Here is a 3228-nt window from a genome sequence, read left to right on the forward strand (position 1 = left end):
GGAAACCTACTTCGCTCATCCATATGCCTCGTGGCAGCGCGGGCTAAACGAGAACACCAATGGGTTGTTGAGGCAGTTTATCCCGAAAGGAACTGACCTGACGGCAGTGACGAATGACGAGCTCCGCAAGTACCAGGGAGCACTGAATAGCAGGCCACGGAAATGCCTTGGGTTCCGGCAACCTTCAGTGGTCTTTGTAGAGCTAAAACAGGCGGCTTAGCGTTGTACTTCAAACTTGAATCCGCCGTTTTTATGTAACATTAAAAGGGTTACAGTTCATGACAAAGTCATCATTACAGACGACCAGAAGGTGGAGCTCGGTTCGTATAACTACACCCGCAGCGCGGCAGCGTCGAACGCTGAGAATGTCTTGGTGGTACGTGAGATGCCGGCGCTGGCGCATTGGCAGTCACGATGGGACGGGGGTTCAGACTGGCAATCCGCATACTGAATTTGTATCTGTAATCTTCCTGCTATTCGATGAAACCAGTTCGCCAATGGTTTTTACCGAAAATAAAGGCTATTATTGAATAATAGGTAATAATGCTGTTTTAATGTGCCGGTTTTGGACGAAGATGCTGGTCATTCCAGCATGTATTACCGAACACTGGTTGTAACCTACTGATTTTATGTTGTAGATGCTCGCTGTTTTTATGGGGTAGCAGCATAATCTCTATTTATTCAACAAAGCCGAAAATAAAATAAATCCCTTCAAAAGTGAGCTGTGCTATCCTGCAAAAAAAAAGTAATATTTTATCTGAGGATGCGTTTATGCCAACCACACAGCCTGCTACTGCTCAGCTAAAACATAAACAAACGAGAAATCGCAAGAACCCGATGAGTGATTCTGAGCGACAATTATCTTATGTGGCGCGGAAGCGTGAAGCACTTAAAGAAATTAAGATTTTTGTAGAGCCAGAACTCAAAAAAGCGTTGATGCTTATGTGTCAGGATGAGGGCCTGACTCAGGCAGATATTCTGCAGCGCTTGATTAAGCATGAGGCTGAGTTGAAAGGGAAATTATAGTGGGTTTACGTTATTGCTGGCTGTGGCAATGAGTGATAGATTACTGATCGTTGAAGAGTTTTGGCTGGCCACGCCGCAAGGTGGCAGGAGACTGGTACTGACAGGTAACTGAAGGCCAGAAATAAAGAAAACCCCGATAATCTTTCTATGTTTGGCGACTGAGAAGATTAACGGGGCCCACTGAATCTGCATAGAAGCTGTTGCCCTATGCAGGGAGTATAGTTTTATGCCTTTTAAAGGTCAACTCCCTTCGCGCAACATAAGCGAAGGGAACAGTGTCTGAGCACATCTTTGCGATTTCTCCGACTGGAGCGCCTAGCGCTTCAGCCTGTGGCTACCGTCCTTCCCGCCGCGGCGAGTCCAACTCGCTGCGCAAGGGTCAGTCCAAAACGCACCGCAACCATCAGCCTGAATTCAATGGGAAAACCCCGCGCGGCATGGCGTCTAGGGTCGTTGCCCGCATCCGTCATCATGACTGGTGCCGCAATGCCGACCTGATTGCCCTGCGTCAGAAAGGCTACACCCCTTACAGCCGCATGTTCGACCGCACGTTTCGTCCAAAACCGATGCGCGTCACCGCCCGCTCCGAGAGCCGTGAGGCCCTGAGCGCCCTGTCTCTGGTGCTGGCCGCGAACTGTTACTACAGCCCCGACAGTGAGTACATGTTCGAAATCATGCTCCCGGTTGAGGAGATGGCGCGCTGCATGGGCGTACTGCACGTTTACGAAAGCGGCCGCAAGGCTTACGACGTGCTGCTGAACGCGCTGCGCGTGCTCGAGCAGCTGGACTACGTGGTCGTTCACCGCGCCCGCGATGCGGACTCCGGCCAGAACAAACCAATGCGTATATTTCTGACGGAATCCTTCTTCACCTCGCGCGGCATGTCCGTTGAGGATATTCGCACTTGGCTGCATAAATACCGCCAGTGGGCGGTTGCCTCAGGCATCGCCGAGTCCGTGCGCGACAGGTACGCCCGTCACCAGCTGAAGATGGCCCGCCTCGGCATCAACATCGACGGTCACCACTCCCTGAAGAACCGCCTGAAGCAGATAAAGCGCTGGGTTGTGAGTCCTGAACTGTGCGCAGAGAAGCAGCGCGTGACCTCCGACATCGAGCGCGTGCTGGACGGCCACGCCGCGAACCTGCGCCAGCTGCGCCCGGCTAAAGGTACTGACCGCTTTCAGAACGCCTGGCGTCGCTACGCCGCAGGCGGAGAGCTAACCATGGCCATGCAGATGAAGCTGGAGCAGTCCGTCAGGGCCGAGCATCCGCAGCTGAACGTGAGCGACGCGGAGAAATACTACCGGCTGCTGCTTGAGCGCGCCGGCGTCCCTCTGTCGTAATACCCACCGTTCCCTCCATGCGGCCTCCGCGCATCGTATGCTGGTATCTTCGGATACCCGGCAGGATGCCCCCTGCGCACAATCCTGCTACCCCCCCTCGGACGCTGTTTTCCCGCCCGTTTACGTCCCCACCGGTGCCGTCACACCGGACTGACAAAGATGCTTTTAACTTCAAACGGCCGACCAAGTCGGCCCTGAGGTGACATTAACTTCGAACCCTTCCTTGCAGTTACCGTTAACTCCGAACGTTACTTCTGAACAAAACATGCTTTCTAAAGAAAGAGTACCCAGAGCAGGCTTCACCTGCATCGATGGTAGCTCCCTTCACTCTGTTCAGAGCAAGTTACAACGTTCACAAAGGCTACCATCAATATCAACCTGAACAGTAGCACGCAGAGCAGGCATCCGCCCATTAATACCGACCCCGCTTTTAACGGCGTTTACTCCTGCAGGAGAGCGGATTCGCTGGCACGGGAACGGCGTCATAAACCCTTGCCAAAAAATGCTTTTCACCGGCTGGAGCCACACGTTCAGGACTTCATCCGGCAGGAGCTTTCCACCCATACCTCTCCTGAAGACATCAGTGGCCGCCTGCAGCTGGAATTCGATGTCTTTGTCAGCAAGAATACGCTTTATCGCTATATCCAACAGGAGCGACAGGCTGGCGGAGAGCTGTATCAGCAACTTCCTCACCGGGGAAAACGCTACAGCTACAGTGCCGAGAACCTCAAACGACGCCCTATTCCCAACCGCGTTGGCATTGAGCATCGCCCACCTGAAGCCGACCTCAAACAGGAACCTGGCCATTTCGAGATTGACACCATCTTCGGCAAAGATCAGAAGTCATTCCTGCTCACTC

5 protein-coding genes are annotated in these 3228 nt (G+C 53.1%); all 5 read left to right on the forward strand.

The features are described 5' to 3' along the window. The coding region (locus BBW68_RS00115) for an IS30 family transposase (RefSeq protein WP_148127471.1) at positions 1–220 on the forward strand (220 nt) is incomplete at its 5' end. A 15-nt stretch (positions 221–235) separates the two neighbouring features. After that, positions 236–451 carry a phospholipase D-like domain-containing protein gene (locus BBW68_RS15150; protein ID WP_083264678.1) on the forward strand — a complete coding sequence of 72 codons (216 nt, stop codon included), beginning with the start codon at positions 236–238 and terminating at the stop codon, positions 449–451. Between the two features lie 320 nt (positions 452–771). After that, complete coding sequence (locus BBW68_RS00120; RefSeq protein ID WP_070133501.1) at positions 772–1026, forward strand: RepB family protein; 255 nt, start codon at positions 772–774, stop codon at positions 1024–1026. Positions 1027–1301: 275 nt separating this feature from the next. Next, entirely contained in the window at positions 1302–2369 is a 1068-nt protein-coding gene (locus tag BBW68_RS00125) for a Replication protein (protein WP_070133502.1), read from the forward strand. A gap of 492 nt (positions 2370–2861) precedes the next feature. Further along, positions 2862–3228 (forward strand): IS30 family transposase (locus BBW68_RS18170; protein ID WP_148127472.1); only part of this gene is annotated, 367 nt, incomplete at its 3' end.

The organism is Candidatus Erwinia dacicola (genome assembly GCF_001756855.1).
GTDB classification, from domain to species: Bacteria; Pseudomonadota; Gammaproteobacteria; order Enterobacterales; family Enterobacteriaceae; genus Erwinia; species Erwinia dacicola.